Genomic DNA, 13,579 nt, shown 5'->3' on the forward strand with positions numbered 1-13,579 from the left:
GCGGTACGGCGGCGCTCACACGCACCGCACCCGCCGCGCGCGGCCTCAACCGCCCCTCGCGCACGCCGAACAGCCCCGCTCCACCCCGAGCCATTTCCCCCACCCCACGCTCAGCGATACCTACAGCCGCGTATCGAATCACCGGTCGCCGGGTGGTGACTACGAACCCCCGTGTTCGTAAGGATTGGCGCGGGAACGGCGAGGCCGGCCGAATAGCGGAGCGCGCCGGAAAGGCATACGTGCCGGGGGCACCTTCCCGGCGGCTGGAATAACCGGTTGGCCGCGGACGGCCGCGCCTCAATACTGTCCCGATGTTCACCGACGACGACGATGCCGTGCTCTACGACCTGCTCAATCAGTGGGACCCCGAGCGGTCACCCGGCGACCGGTTCTACACCGACCTGGTCATGGCCGCCGACTCCGTTCTCGACGTGGGCTGCGGCACCGGCATGACGCTGCATCACGCGCGGGCGCTGGGCCACCGCGGCCGTCTGGTCGGCCTCGACCCGCACCCCCCGTCCCTGCGCCGGGCCCGGCGCCGTACCGACATCGAGTGGCTCGACGGCCGCGCCGCCGACGCCCCGCCCGGCGCCGGTTTCGACCTGGCGATCATGACCGGGCACGCCTTCCAGTGCCTGCTCACCGACGACGACATCCGCGACTCGCTCGCCGCCGTCCGCGCCGCCCTGCGCCCCGGCGGCCGTTTCGTCTTCGAGACCCGCCACCCCCAGGCCCGCGCCTGGCTGTCCTGGACCCCCGGTCACCCCGTCACGACCACCCACCCCACCGCCGGTCCGCTCCGCGTCTGGCACAGCGTCGACTCCGTCACCCCCGACCTCGTCACCTTCACCACCACCACCGCCGCCCCGGACGGCACCCCCCTCCACACCGACCGCTCCACCCTCCGCTTCCTCTCCGAGCCCGCCCTCGACGCCTTCCTCACCGCCGCGGGCTTCCGCACCGAGTCCCGCTACGGCGACTGGCCCCGCACCCCGGTCACCCCGGCCAGCCGCGAGATCATCACCGTCGCCCTGGCCTGACCCCCGCCCTTCAGACGGGCCTGGCCGCCAACAGGTAGCCCTGGGGCTGGCGTTCGTCCGGGGCCGGAGCGCGGGTCGTGGTGGCGGTGACGGTGAGGCCGGCGGATTCGGCGAGGGCGGTGATACGGGCGGGGGGATGCCAGTAGACGTCGAGGGAGATGGGGTGGCCGTAGCCGTGGGAGAGGTGGTGGCGGGTGTCGCCGATCTTGTAGGCCACGGCGAGCGGGGCGCCGGGGGCCAGGACGCGGTGGAATTCGGCGAAGACGCGCGGCAGCAGGCGCGGGGGCAGGTGGATGATCGAGTACCAGGCGACGAGGCCGCCGAGGGAGCCGTCCGGGAGGTCCAGGTCGGTCATCGAGCCGACGTCGAAGCGCAGTCCGGGCAGATCGCGGCGGGCCACGGCGACCATCTCGGGCGAGAGGTCGACGCCGAAGACGTCGAGTCCCAGCTCCGCCAGATACCCGGTGATCCGTCCGGGGCCGCATCCGATGTCCGCCACCGGCCGTCCCCGCTGGGCCAGTTCGGCGAACGCCCCCAGCGTCGCGCGGTCCAGGACGCCGGCCGCCAGCGCGTCCCGCAGCAGGTCGGCGTAGCTGTCGGCGACGGTGTCGTAGGCCGCGCGGATGTCCGTCAGGTCGGTGGATTCCGTCATGCGGGCGACCGTATCGCCGCCCTCTGACACCGCTTATCCGACGCTGCCGTCCGTCAGCGACCTGCGGTCACCGCCCGGCGGACCGCCGCGGCGACGGCGGCGCGTCGTTCCAGGGAGGTCAGGACGGCGGCCAGGAAGGCCAGCGGGATCACCAGGCCGAAGAGCGTCCACCAGGCGGCGGTACGGTCGTCGGCCCGGCCCTGGTAAGGGGTGTCGGACGCGCTGGCGACGAAGGCGACGACGTCCAGCACCCCGGCCAGCAGGAGCAGCGCCCACACGAGGACCAGGCACGCCAGCCACAGCACACGCCCGGGCGTGACGCGACGCTCGCGTGCGGGCTCGCGGCCAGGTTCGCGTACGGGCTCTCCTGCGGGCTCCGGCATGCGCGCCCGGCTCAGACCAGGCGCCGTGCCGTCGCCCACCGCGTGAGCTCATGGCGGTTGGAGAGCTGGAGCTTGCGCAGGACGGCCGAGACATGGGACTCGACGGTCTTGACCGAGATGAAGAGCTGCTTGGCGATCTCCTTGTACGCGTAGCCGCGCGCGATCAGGCGCAGGACCTCGCGCTCGCGCTGGGTGAGCCGGTCCAGGTCCTCGTCGACCGGCGGGGCGTCGGTGGACGCGAAGGCGTCCAGGACGAAACCGGCCAGCCGCGGGGAGAAGACGGCGTCTCCGTCGCGCACCCGGAAGATCGAGTTGATCAGGTCGGGCCCGGTGATGGTCTTGGTGACATAACCGCGCGCGCCGCCCCGGATGACACCGATGACGTCGTCGGCCGCGTCGGAGACCGAAAGGGCCAGGAAACGCACCGGGTTGTCGGGGTCGGCGGCCAACGGGGCGCAGCGGCGCAGGACTTCGACACCGCCGCCGCCGGGCAGGTGCACGTCGAGGAGGACGACCTCGGGCCGGGTCGCGGTGACGACACTGACCGCCTGGTCGACGTCGGCGGCCTCGCCGACGACCTCGACACCGGTCTCCTCGGTGGCGCCGATCTCCGCCTGGACCCCGGTACGGAACATCCGGTGGTCGTCGACGAGCACCACCCGTACCCGCCGCTCCCCCGCCAAAGGCGCACTCGGTGTGCTCATGCCGCCACCCTCTCCATCTCCAGTTCGACTTCCGTACCGCCGCCGGGTGCGGCCCGCAGCCGGGCCTCGCCGCCGTTGCGCTGCATTCGGCCGATGATCGACTCGCGGACGCCCATGCGGTCGTCCGGCACCTGGTCGAGGTCGAATCCGGGGCCGTGGTCGCGCACGGAGACGAACACCTTGACGCCCTCCACCTCCGCGTAGACCTGAACGGGTCCGCTGCCACCGTACTTGGCCGCGTTCACCATCGCCTCCCGCGCGGCCTGCATCTGCGCCGCCAGCTTCTCGTCCAGCGGGCAGTCGCCGACGCAGACGACCTCGACCGGGACGCCGTGCGCGTCCTCGACCTCGGCGGCGGCGGCGCGTACGCCCTCGGCGACCGTCGTCGGCTCGTCGTCGCGCCCGGTGCCCTCGGGGCGGTAGAGCCAGGCGCGCAGCTCGCGTTCCTGGGCGCGGGCCAGCCGGTTGACCTCGCGGGGTTCGTCGGCGTGCCGCTGGATGAGGGTCAGGGTGTGCAGGACCGAGTCGTGGACGTGGGCGGCGACCTCGGCGCGCTCCTGGGCGCGGATGCGCATCAGCCGCTCCGCCGACAGGTCCTGTGTCATACGGACCAGGTACGGGCCCGCGATCAGGGCGACGCCGACGAGGACGGCGAGCGCGGCCTGGAGGATGCCGCCGAGGTGGCTGCCGGAGCCGCGCACCACGATGAAGCCGGTGACGCCCGCGACGACCAGGGCGACACCGGCCGCCGCGCGGGCCAGCGGCCAGAACCGCTTGCCGTGGCTCATCTCGACCCAGCGGGCCTTGCGGGCGTTGTCGGCCTGCCGCCAGACCAGCGCGACACCGAGGCCGATGACCAGCAGCGGCCACACGGCGCGGTTGGCGGCGCCGAGGTTGAGGTTGTCGATGAGGATGCCCGCGCCGACGGCCAGCGCGATCAGGGCCATGATCTGGCCCTTGTCGGGCCGCTTGCCCGCCAGCCACGAGCGGGCGTCGCGCGGCTCCTTGGCCATGGCGACACCGCCGACGCCGAGCGGTACGAAGAACCAGAAGACGGCGTAGAGGAGCACGCCGATGCCGTTGAAGCAGGCGAGCAGCACGAACAGGCCGCGTACCCACAGCACGGGCAGGCCGAAGTGCCCGGCCAGGCCGCGCGCGACGCCGCCGACCATCCGCCCCTCGGAGCTGCGGTAGAGCTTGCGCACCCCGGAGTCCCCCGGCTCGTGCGAGGACAGGGGCGAGGAGAGGAAGGACGCCCCGCTGGGACCGCCGGGACCGCGCGGAGCACCGGGCCCGCCGAGACCGGGACCACCGGAGCCGCCCGGGCCGGGCCCGCCGGGACCGGGGCCGCCCGGCACGCCGGGTCCGCCGGACCCGCCCGGCATACGGGACGCTCCGGGCATGCCGGACGCTCCGGCCGGGCTGCTCGCTGACATACCCCGATCGTCACACGTCCGGGCCGCCCGGGGCATCAGGGTTGTCCCCCCAGGGGTAGGGCAGGGTACGGATCAGGGACGTACCAGGGTCGGGGCCGATGCCGGCCGCCCCCGTGAACCGTCACCATGGTCGTATGACGGACCAGCCACCCGAAGAGCCGAGCGACGAGCCGCGCGACCGGCCGAGTGCACCGCGCGCCAGCGACGCCGACGGCAGCGGCCTCGGCACCGGCGGCCCGGACGGCGACAGCGCCGCGCCCAAGCGGCGGCTGACCCGTGGCCGCGACCACAAAGTCCTCGCGGGCGTGTGCGACGGGGCGGGCCGCTACTTCGACATCGACCCGGTGATCTTCCGCGTGGTGCTGGCCGTTCTCTCCCTCACCGGCGGCATAGGTCTGATCATCTACGGCATGGGCTGGCTGGTCATCCCGCTGGAGGGCGAGCGGCAGAGCGAGGCGCAGCGGCTGCTGTCCGGCCGGATCGAGGGCGCGCCGCTGACCGCCGTGCTGATGGCGCTGGTCGGCTGCGGGCTGTACGCCTCGATGCTGGACAACGGCGACGACCAGGCGTTCTCACTGATCCTGCTGGCCGCGACGACCGGCGCCGTCTACTACTGGGCCCAGGTACGGCGTCGGCAGGCCGCGGGCGAGGCCGCCTCCCCGTCGGGCGCGGCGAGCGCGGTGGTGGACGCGCCGCCCGCCGTGCAGGCGCCGCCGGAGCCCGGCGGCTCCGCGTCCTGGTGGCGCGGCCCGCTGACCAAGGAGCCGTCGTATCTGTGGGGCCCGGACGACGGCCCCTACGGCGACGAGGACAAGGTCGCCTGGCGGGAGCGCAAGCGCGCGGCCCGCAAGAAGGAGAGCTCGTGGGTCTTCGGTCTGACCGTCTTCGTGCTGGTCGTGGCGGCGGGCGCGATCGGCACCGGGGCCGCGGCGCCGTACCAGTCTCCCGCCGTGAGCGTCGAGATCGGCCTGATCGCGGTGCTCGGCGTCTTCGGCCTGGCCTTCGTCGTCGCGTCGTTCGCCGGGCGGGCGCGCGGCGGCACCGTCTTCTTCACCCTGCTGACCCTCGCCGGGCTGATCGGCACCGCGTCGGTGCCGCACGACAACGCCGGGTGGCGCGACACCTGGAGGCCGATGACCGCCGCCGCCGTCCAGCCGACGTACGAACGCGGCAGCGGACAGGGCGTCCTCGACCTGACCGACCTGACGCTCGACGGCAGGACGGTCAACACACGGGTCGACCTGCGCGTCGGCGAAGTGCTGATCAGACTGCCCAAGGACGCGACCGTGCACCTGACCTACCACGTCGCCGTCGGCGCCATCCGCCTGCCGGAGAAGGACCACGGCGGGCTGAACGTCAACAGCGAAGGGGCCGTGCCGGTCGTCTTCGCCCCGCCCGCGGGCACCATGAACACCGGCACGGTCAACGTCCACGTGCGGATCGGCGCCGGTGACCTGCGGATCGAGCGCGCCACGGCCGGGACCGGTACGGGGACGGCCCCGCTCGCGCCGACCGCGCCCGCCGTACCCGGCGCGCGCCACGTGCCCGTACCCGGCGTGCCCGGCCCGCCCGCAGGACAGGTGAACCGATGAGAAGGCACCGCTTCGAACCCGCCGTCCTGGTCATGGGCCTGGTGCTGCTCTGGCTGACGGCGTGCTTCATCCTCGACGCCTGCCAGGTCTGGGACCTGCGGCCCGAGGACTCCGTCCCGCTCGTCGTCAGCGGTCTGGCCCTGACGGTGGCCACCGCGATCGTCACACAGGTCGTGAGGGCGGTACGGGGGCGCCGGAAGCGCCGCCGCGCGTAGCGGAGCCCGAGCCGTCGGCGGCGTGCGCGCCGGGACCCGGCACCGCGTCGCCGCCCTTGCCGCGCCGCCGCGCGAGCAGCGCGTCCAGCGACAGATAGGGCGTGCCCGCGAGCACCAGCGGCAGCCAGGCCATCAGATACGCGAGGTCGTTGCCGTAGTAGTACGGCGTCGAGGACCAGCTCACCGTCAGCCACAGACTGAGCGAGACCAGCGCGCCGCCGAGGGCGGCGACCCGGCCGAGGAGCCCGAACAGCGTGCCGAGCCCCGCCGCTGTCTCACCGAGCGCGATGGCGTAACCGAAGCCGTGCGGCGCCTTCAGCGCGAGGTCGATCATCGCGGGGATCGCCGCGGTGTCGTGGGCGCCGTGCAGGATCTGCACCAGCGAGCCGTTCGCGGAGTCGGTGAAGAAGGTGTCGCTGGTCAGCTTGTCGAGCCCGGCGTAGATGAACGTGACGCCGAGGAAGATCCGCAGCGGCAGCAGTGCGTAGCGACGGGCGGTGTCCCGCCGGACGTCGAGCCGTTCGAGCATCGTGTTCCGCCAATCCCGCCGCCCGTGCGTTCCCTGATGAGAACGATTCTGCCGGTACGGCGCCCTCGGGGGGACATACGTACGCCCGGCGGCTGTCACTCAAGGCGGCGGGCAGAAAGCGCGGGACCGCAGAAAGACCCGCACGTCTCTGGCAGTACGCGGCCCCGCCCCCGATACTCAGGCATCGCACGGACCCGACGGGTGGAGGTATCCGAGTTGCCGTACGACCTGACGATCTACCTGGCCCACCGCGACGACTACGCGGACTTCCTCACCGCGACCGACGAGGAGGCGTCCGTCGTCTGGCACCGCAGGCAGGGCGACCACACCGACAGGGCCGACCTCCTGGAGCGTACGGAGGCCGCGTACGGCAGGACCCAGGCCGCCCTCAATGTGCTGGACATCGAGGGCGGCGGCCCGCTCACCGAGGCGAAGGCCCTGGTCGGCCGCATCCGGTCCTTCTACGACATGGACGAGATCCCGGACAGCGCGTGGGAGGAGTACAAGGCGGCCAGGAGCCGCTACGTCACCGCGGCCCGCGAGAGCCTGGCGGCGCACTGACCGCGCGTCACTCCCACTCGATGGTGCCCGGCGGCTTGCTCGTCACGTCGAGCACCACGCGGTTGACGTCGGCCACCTCGTTGGTGATCCGGGTGGAGATCTTCGCCAGCACCTCGTACGGCAGCCGCGACCAGTCCGCGGTCATGGCGTCCTCGGAGGAGACCGGGCGCAGCACGATCGGGTGGCCGTAGGTGCGGCCGTCGCCCTGGACGCCGACGGAGCGGACGTCGGCGAGCAGCACCACCGGGCACTGCCAGATGTCGCGGTCGAGCCCGGCCGCGGTCAGCTCCTCGCGGGCGATGGCGTCGGCCTCGCGCAGCAGGTCGAGCCGGTCGCGGGTGACCTCGCCGACGATCCGGATGCCGAGCCCGGGGCCGGGGAACGGCTGCCGCTGCACGATCTCCTCGGGCAGGCCCAGCTCCTGGCCGACCATTCGCACCTCGTCCTTGAACAGCTTGCGCAGCGGCTCGACGAGCGTGAACTGGAGGTCTTCGGGCAGGCCGCCGACATTGTGGTGCGACTTGATGTTCGCGGTGCCGGTGCCGCCGCCGGACTCGACCACGTCCGGGTAGAGGGTGCCCTGGACCAGGAACTCCACCGGCTCGTCGCCGGGGGCCTCGGCGACGATCTCCGCCTGCGCCTGCTCGAAGACCCGGATGAACTCCCGGCCGATGATCTTCCGCTTCTGCTCCGGGTCGCTGACCCCGGCGAGCGCGTCCAGGAAGCGGTCGGTGGCGTCCACGACCTTGAGCTGGACGCCGGTCGCGGCCACGAAGTCCTTCTCGACCTGCTCGGTCTCGCCCTTGCGCATCAGTCCGTGGTCGACGTACACGCAGGTGAGCCGGTCACCGATGGCCTTCTGGACGAGGGCGGCGGCGACCGCGGAGTCCACGCCGCCGGACAGCCCGCAGATGGCCCGGCTGCTGCCGACCTGCTCGCGGATCATGGCGATCTGCTCGTCCACGACATTGACGGTCGTCCACGTCGGCGCGAGGCCCGCGCCGCGGTAGAGGAAGTGCTCCAGGATCTGCTGGCCGTGCGTGGAGTGCAGCACCTCGGGGTGGTACTGGACGCCGTACAGCCGCTTCTCGTCGTTCTCGAACGCGGCGACCGGCACCACGTCGGTGGACGCCGTCACGGCGAAGCCCTCGGGCGCGGCCGAGCAGGCGTCGCCGTGCGACATCCACACCGACTGCTCGGCGGGGGTGCCCTCGAAGAGGGTGGAGCCGGGCTTGGAGACGGCCAGCGCGGTGCGGCCGTACTCCCGCGCCCCGGTGTTGTCGACGGTCCCGCCGAGCGCCGTCGCCATGAGCTGGAAGCCGTAGCACATGCCGAAGACGGGGACGCCCGCCGTGAAGATCGCCGGGTCCAGGGTGGGGGCGCCCGGCTCGTAGACCGAGGACGGGCCGCCGGACAGGATGATCGCGCTCGGCCGCTTCGCCAGCATCTCGCTCACCGGCGTCGTGGAGGGCACGATCTCGCTGTACACCCGGGCCTCACGGACCCGGCGCGCGATCAGTTGCGCGTACTGCGCACCGAAGTCCACGACCAGGACCAGGTCCGGTGTATCCGGTGTGCCCGACGAGGGGGCGGGGGCGACTGGCGTTACCACGGTGTGCCTTCCGGCGGTTCCAACGGGGATAGGACCCGATTCTACCGGGGCGGCGGACTCCCTCCTTCCCCCGGCTTGCCCCGCGGGAGGCGAGGGGGGCACACTGACGCCATGCACACGCGCAGCGTCACGTTTACCTATGGCACCGGCTGGTCCGGCTGCCATGGTCGCGTCGCGTGAGCTGACGAGCGACTTCCCAGGCGCCCCGGGCCGGACGGCCCGGGGCGCCTGTCGTTTCGCTCCCCCGGGACCCGAGGCCCGCGGCGCCGCCCGCCCCTCCCGAGGAGAGCAGACATGACGACCCCGACCCCGACACCTATCTCCGTCCCGGCCCCCGCGACCGCGTCCGCGGGCACCGAGAGCGTCCCGGACGGCCCGGACGCCCACGGCGTCCCGGAGTCCGCGGACGCGGTCATCGCGCGCAAGCGGCGGCGGATCGACGATCTCGACACCCGGATCATCGGCCTGGTCAGGGAACGGATGACCGAGTCGGCCGACATCCAGCGCGCCCGCATGACGTCCGGCGGTCGCCGGGTGAGTCTGAACCGCGAGATGGAGGTGCTGACGCACTACAGCGCGGAGTTGGGGAGGCCGGGCACGTCACTGGCGATGACGCTGCTGGAACTGTGCCGCGGCAAGGTGTGAGCGGCGCGGCCGGAGCGGCCCGCGAGGCGTGACGTTTCGCCCTTTCGAGCGGCATCACCCGTACGGCACGTGACCGGCCCGCGATGGCTTCGTTGGAGGTGGTGTCCGTGCCATCCAGGGGCGGTAACCCAACACCACGCGTGGAACTGGACACCGCCTAGACGCAGCTAGGCGGGGTGTGACCGATGCGATGAGGCGACCGCAGGTGTGCGGTCGCCGTGGGACCTCGTGTCGGTGCTATGTGACCGGACGGCAGGGGACAGCAGCCCGGTCACGACTCAAAGAGGCGGTCGGCTCCGGGGACGCTTGGATCCGGCCGCTCTGCGAGAACCCACATTACTCATGTACGGCTCCCGGCACGGACTTCCCGTCCACGATCGGGTGACACAGCGCGTGCCCGTGCGCACGGGTACGCGTCGGCGCGCGCGGACGCGTCACCCGAACGCGTCAGTCACCGCAGTCAGTTCAGGCAGTTCAGCCGGTTCAGGTAGTTCAGCCGGTTCAGCCGGTTCAGCCGCGTCACTCTGCCGCGGACCTGGGCGGCACCGCGGGGACCGGCAGCATCGGAAGCCGCAGCGCGCCGAAGGCTCCCTCCGGCACCACCGGGGCGGCGGGCCGTACCGCGGCGATCCTGCGGTAGCCCTCGCCCTGGGCCGGACGCGGGTCCGCCTCGCCCTTGTTGGGCCACAGCGACATCGCGCGCTCCGCCTGCGCGGTGATCGTCAGCGACGGATTGACGCCGAGATTCGCCGAGACGGCCGAACCGTCGACCACATGGATGCCCGGGTGCCCGTAGAGCCGGTGGTACGGGTCGATGACGCCGTGGTCCGCGTCCTCGCCGATCGGGCAGCCGCCCAGGAAGTGCGCGGTCATGGGGCGTTCGGTGGCCTCGCCGACATTGCTGCCCGCGAAGCCGTTGATCTCCTCGGCTATCAACTCCGCGGCCCGCGCGCCCTCCGGGATGTGCGTCGGGTTGGGAGCGCCGTGGCCCTGACGGGCCGTCAGCAGCCCTTTGCCCAGGCCCTTGGCCTTGCGGTAGGTGGTCAGCGAATTGTCGCTGGTCTGCATGACCAGGCCGATGATCGTCCGCTCCGACCAGTGGAAGTTGGACAGCGAGCGGAGGCCGACCGCCGGGTGGCGCAGGTAGTTGACGGCGAATTCGGCCCAGCGCGGCACCTTCCCGCCGTACGGCGCCGCCATGATCGACAGATTCCCCATCGCGTTGGAGCCCTTGCCGTAGCGGACCGGCTCGATGTGGGTGTGGTCGTTGGGGTGCACGGACGAGGTGATCGCGACGCCCTTGGTGAAGTCCAGCGCGCGGTCCGGGTGCCGCTTGCGGTAGCGGCGGGTGGAGGTCTGCGCGCCCACCAGCGCCTCGGAGTTGGTACGGGTCAGCTCGCCGAGCTTCGCCGAGATGCCGGGCAGCCGGCCGCCGTCGCGCATCGCGTGCAGCAGCGTCTGCGTCCCGTACGTGCCCGCCGCGACCACGACCTGACGGGCCCTCAGCACCGCCCGCTCGCCCTTCTTGCGCTGGTCGGTGGGGACGGCGGTGACACGGTAGCCGCCCTCGGGGTCCTCGGTGAGGTCGGTGACGGTGGTCATCGGGTGGATGACGGCGCCCGCGCGCTCGGCGAGGTGCAGATAGTTCTCCGTGAGGGTGTTCTTCGCGCCGTGCCGGCAGCCGGTCATGCACTCGCCGCACTCGGTGCAGGCCCGCCGCGCGGGGCCGGTTCCGCCGAAGTACGGGTCGGGCACCTCGCCGCCGGGCGCCGCCTTCGACGCGCCGCCCGCGTCCTGGCCGTCGCCGAAGAACACCCCGACCGGCGCGAGGTGGAAGCTGTCGCCGACGCCCATCCGCTCGGCCGCCGCCTTCAGATGCTCGTCCGAGGGGGTGAGCGTGGGGTTGGTGCGCACCCCGAGCATCCGCTGGGCCTGGTCGTAGTACGGCGCCAACTCCTGCTGCCAGTCGGTGATCGCGCCCCACTGCCGGTCCTCGAAGAACGCCTTCGGGGGCACGTACAGGGTGTTGGCGTAGTTCAGCGAGCCGCCGCCGACGCCCGCGCCCGCCAGCACCAGGACGTTGCCGAGGACGTGGATGCGCTGGATGCCGTAGAGGCCGAGCGCGGGCGCCCACAGGTAGTTGCGGACGTCCCAGGAGTTCTTCGGCAGTTCGTCGCGGGCGAAGCGGCGGCCGGCCTCCAGCACGCCGACCCGGTAGCCCTTCTCGGTCAGCCGCAGCGCGGAGACGGAGCCGCCGAAGCCGGAGCCGATGACGACGACGTCGTAGTCGTAGCCGTCTTCCTGTGACACGTGATCCTCCGTGCGTCGGTGCGGAACTCGTCCGGTCCGGCCGGGTCGGCGGGCAGGGCGTGGGCGGGGCGCGGGCGGCGGGCGAGGGCCGGGCAGCGCGCGGGCGGGCGGGGGTCAGCGCATCCGCAGGGCCTTCATCGCCTTCAGCGAGACGGTGAGGAACTTCGCGTACGTCTCGTCGGTCATGCCGAGCGAGGGCGCCATCGGCAGAAGGCGCTGGGTGGCGACGGTCTGGGCCTCGGTGTGCTTGAGGATGCCCTCGGAGCCGTGCCTGCGGCCGAGCCCGGAGTCCTTCATGCCGCCCATCGGCGCCCGGACACTGCCGTACGCGGCGGCGTACGCCTCGTTGATGTTGACCGTGCCGGAGCGCAGCCGGGCCGCGATCCGCGCGCCGCGCCGGGTGTCCTTGGTCCACACACTGGCGTTGAGGCCGTAGTCGGTGTCGTTGGCGCGCTCGATCGCCTCCTCCTCGTCGCGGAAGCGGTAGACGGACACGACGGGGCCGAAGGTCTCCTGCGCGCAGACGGCCATCGGGGCCTCGACGCCGTCCAGGATCGTCGGCTCGTAGACGTACGGGCCGATGTCGGGGCGGGCCCGGCCGCCGGCCATTACCGTGGCGCCCTTCTCGCGGGCCTCCTCGACGTGCCGGACGACGGTCTCCAACTGCCGTTCCCCGGCCAGCGATCCCATGCCCGCGCCGTACGCGAGGGCCGTGCCGAGCCTGATCGCCTTCGTGCGCGCGGCGAACTTCTCCAGGAACGCGTCGGCGACCGACTCGTCCACCAGCAACCGCTCGACGGAGACGCAGAGTTGACCGGCGGAGGCGAAGCAGGCGCGGACGGCGCCGTCGGCGGCCTTGTCGAGGTCGGCGTCGCGCAGCACCAACAGGGGGTTCTTGCCGCCGAGTTCGAGGGAGGCCCCGATCAGCCGGGCGGCGGCGCGCTGGGCCACGTCGCGGCCGGTGCGCGTCGAGCCGGTGAAGGACACGTAGTCGGCGTGCTCGACCAGGGCCGGGCCGACGACCGGGCCCTCGCCGATCACGATCTGCCACACGTCGGCGGGCAGCCCCGCCTCGACCAACTGCTCGCGCGCCCACAGCGCGGTCAGCGCGGTCTCGGTGTCCGGCTTCATCACCAGGGCGTTGCCCGCCACGAGTCCGGGCAGCGCGTCGCCGACGGACAGCTCCAGCGGGTAGTTCCAGGGCGCGATCTGGCCGACGACCCCGCGCGGCTGCCGCAGCTCCACGGCCTTGGTCAGCGTCGGGATGGCGCCGGTGTGCCGCTTGGGCTTCAGGTACGCGGGGGCCTTGCGGCCGTAGTGCCGGGCCGCCATCGCGACCACCTGCACCTCTTCGTGCGCGTGCATGCGCGCCTTGCCGGTCTCCACCTGGATCAGGTCGAGCACCTCGGCCTGCCGGGCGAGCACCAGGTCGTGGAAGCGGAGCAGGACCGCCGCGCGCTGCCGTACGGGGGTGGCGGCCCACGCCTTCTGCGCCGTGCGGGCGCGCGCGAACGCCTCCGCGACCTCCTCGGGCGTGGTCTCCGGCAGGTCGGCGAGCTTGTCGCCGGTCAGCGGGGTGTGGCTGGCGGTACGGCCTCCCCCTGCTTGCCAGCGGGGGGACCCCCAGCCGATGACGTCGCGGGTGAGGCGGGCGACCAGATCGGGGGTGACGACGTCCTTCGGGCCGCGCGCCGTGGTGGGCGCGACCGGGTTTCCGTCGGTGGGGCCGTCGGTGGGGCGGCCGTCTGCGGGGGGCGTGCTGCGCTCCAGCGAATCCGTCATGCCGGTGAGATTACGACCGTCCGGCACCGATTGGATACCCGTGAGTAAGTATTTTCCTCGTGATCCGTGCAACTAAGCCAGCAATCGGTGGCGTCGTACGGATCTTCGCAGGTCACGT

General features: G+C 72.6%; 12 protein-coding genes and 1 pseudogene. 5 read left to right on the forward strand and 8 right to left on the reverse strand.

The window, feature by feature from the left end:
- The first annotated feature begins 311 nt into the window (after positions 1-311).
- Positions 312-1,040 (forward strand): class I SAM-dependent methyltransferase, encoded by a 729-nt coding sequence (locus ACIQCJ_RS10605; RefSeq protein WP_402711176.1) that lies wholly within the window; start codon positions 312-314, stop codon positions 1,038-1,040.
- 10 nt (positions 1,041-1,050) lie between these two features.
- Here ACIQCJ_RS10605 and ACIQCJ_RS10610 read toward each other — a convergent pair whose 3' ends face one another.
- The 4 genes from ACIQCJ_RS10610 to ACIQCJ_RS10625 form a co-directional block, all read right to left on the reverse strand.
- Positions 1,051-1,692, reverse strand: a complete 642-nt coding sequence (locus ACIQCJ_RS10610; RefSeq protein WP_355336821.1) for a class I SAM-dependent methyltransferase — start codon at positions 1,690-1,692, stop codon at positions 1,051-1,053.
- 53 nt (positions 1,693-1,745) lie between these two features.
- Entirely contained in the window at positions 1,746-1,997 is a 252-nt protein-coding gene (locus ACIQCJ_RS10615; RefSeq protein WP_402711177.1) for a hypothetical protein, read from the reverse strand.
- Positions 1,998-2,086: 89 nt separating this feature from the next.
- The gene (locus ACIQCJ_RS10620) at positions 2,087-2,779 is read right to left on the reverse strand and encodes a response regulator transcription factor (protein WP_188281968.1); all 693 of its coding nucleotides are present in this window, start codon (positions 2,777-2,779) and stop codon (positions 2,087-2,089) included.
- Entirely contained in the window at positions 2,776-4,215 is a 1,440-nt protein-coding gene (locus ACIQCJ_RS10625; RefSeq protein WP_401724861.1) for a PspC domain-containing protein, read from the reverse strand. Before ACIQCJ_RS10625 ends, ACIQCJ_RS10620 begins: the two co-directional genes overlap by 4 nt.
- A 134-nt stretch (positions 4,216-4,349) precedes the next feature.
- Here ACIQCJ_RS10625 and ACIQCJ_RS10630 point away from each other — a divergent pair, with 134 nt between their 5' ends.
- Complete coding sequence (locus ACIQCJ_RS10630) at positions 4,350-5,807, forward strand: PspC domain-containing protein (protein WP_402711178.1); 1,458 nt, start codon at positions 4,350-4,352, stop codon at positions 5,805-5,807.
- Positions 5,804-6,022: a hypothetical protein gene (locus ACIQCJ_RS10635; RefSeq protein WP_355336817.1), complete on the forward strand. Its 219-nt coding sequence runs from the start codon at positions 5,804-5,806 to the stop codon at positions 6,020-6,022. Before ACIQCJ_RS10630 ends, ACIQCJ_RS10635 begins: the two co-directional genes overlap by 4 nt.
- Positions 6,023-6,071: 49 nt before the next feature.
- Here the strand turns inward: ACIQCJ_RS10635 and ACIQCJ_RS10640 are convergent.
- Positions 6,072-6,551: pseudogene (locus ACIQCJ_RS10640) on the reverse strand (DoxX family protein); the annotation flags it as partial.
- 201 nt (positions 6,552-6,752) lie between these two features.
- On the opposite strand from ACIQCJ_RS10640, the gene ACIQCJ_RS10645 reads away from it, so the two are divergent.
- The gene (locus ACIQCJ_RS10645; protein WP_355336816.1) at positions 6,753-7,112 is read left to right on the forward strand and encodes a hypothetical protein; all 360 of its coding nucleotides are present in this window, start codon (positions 6,753-6,755) and stop codon (positions 7,110-7,112) included.
- A gap of 7 nt (positions 7,113-7,119) precedes the next feature.
- Here the strand turns inward: ACIQCJ_RS10645 and guaA are convergent, their stop codons facing one another.
- A complete protein-coding gene (gene guaA / locus ACIQCJ_RS10650) occupies positions 7,120-8,724 on the reverse strand; it encodes a glutamine-hydrolyzing GMP synthase (protein ID WP_402711179.1) in 1,605 nt (534 codons plus the stop codon).
- Positions 8,725-9,018: 294 nt separating this feature from the next.
- Here guaA and ACIQCJ_RS10655 point away from each other — a divergent pair, with 294 nt between their 5' ends.
- Positions 9,019-9,369 (forward strand): chorismate mutase, encoded by a 351-nt coding sequence (locus ACIQCJ_RS10655; protein WP_402711180.1) that lies wholly within the window; start codon positions 9,019-9,021, stop codon positions 9,367-9,369.
- Positions 9,370-9,888: 519 nt separating this feature from the next.
- Here the strand turns inward: ACIQCJ_RS10655 and ACIQCJ_RS10660 are convergent.
- Positions 9,889-11,679: a GMC family oxidoreductase N-terminal domain-containing protein gene (locus ACIQCJ_RS10660; protein ID WP_391050455.1), complete on the reverse strand. Its 1,791-nt coding sequence runs from the start codon at positions 11,677-11,679 to the stop codon at positions 9,889-9,891.
- 114 nt (positions 11,680-11,793) lie between these two features.
- Complete coding sequence (locus ACIQCJ_RS10665; RefSeq protein ID WP_402711181.1) at positions 11,794-13,461, reverse strand: succinic semialdehyde dehydrogenase; 1,668 nt, start codon at positions 13,459-13,461, stop codon at positions 11,794-11,796.
- Positions 13,462-13,579 lie beyond the last annotated feature (118 nt).

Origin of the sequence: Streptomyces sp. NPDC093221, assembly GCF_044753885.1 — a bacterium.
Lineage (GTDB): Bacteria > Actinomycetota > Actinomycetes > Streptomycetales > Streptomycetaceae > Actinacidiphila.